This window comes from Pseudoalteromonas sp. GABNS16E (genome assembly GCF_028598715.1).
In the GTDB taxonomy this organism is placed as follows: Bacteria; Pseudomonadota; Gammaproteobacteria; order Enterobacterales; family Alteromonadaceae; genus Pseudoalteromonas; species Pseudoalteromonas atlantica.
The window spans coordinates 1-541 of the sequence record NZ_JAQREZ010000161.1; the positions used below are offsets into that span (position 1 = coordinate 1).

Sequence of the window (541 nt, forward strand, 5' to 3'; positions counted from 1 at the left end):
GTCGCGCTTTTTATTACAAAACACAAACAGCGCGCCCGATAGCACGGGTAATTCAAGCTCACATTCCACCAACGCCGCAAGGCCATTGATGGATTTACGAAAGTCCACATGCTCAGCACATAAGTACACCTCGGGCGGATTAACAAACATATTCATGCTGATAGACCTTTAATAATTGAGACGATAGCATCACAGTTAAGTGTTGTGGGTAATGTCAGTTGGCCAGTGCGCGTATTAAAGTTAATCGTTGGTTGCTCAGTGATACTGACGTGTGTGCGTTGGGTTTGTTGCTCAACTCGGACAAATTGAGGTGATGCACCTGAAGATTTCACCTGTTGCATGCTTTTATATTTATAAAACGAGCTGATAGATACTTGATGGTGTTTGCAAAACGCTTCATTCGTTCCAGTAAATGATGAGCGAAGCGCTAGGATTTCTAGCCAACGTTTAGGGATGGGTGAATTCATAATGACCTCCAATAAAAAGTTGAAGGTATTTTCAAATACAAAAAATGGTGTTGCTAGGTGTGGTTGGCCGGACG

2 protein-coding genes are annotated in these 541 nt (G+C 42.9%); both read right to left on the bottom strand.

Annotation, left to right across the window (positions count from 1 at the left end; translation table 11 throughout):
- The coding region (gene tnpB, locus PSI06_RS21780; RefSeq protein WP_369128035.1) for an IS66 family insertion sequence element accessory protein TnpB at positions 1-156 on the bottom strand (156 nt) is incomplete at its 3' end.
- The coding region (gene tnpA / locus PSI06_RS21115; protein WP_273604829.1) for an IS66 family insertion sequence element accessory protein TnpA at positions 153-541 on the bottom strand (389 nt) is incomplete at its 5' end. The genes tnpA and tnpB, both read right to left, overlap by 4 nt.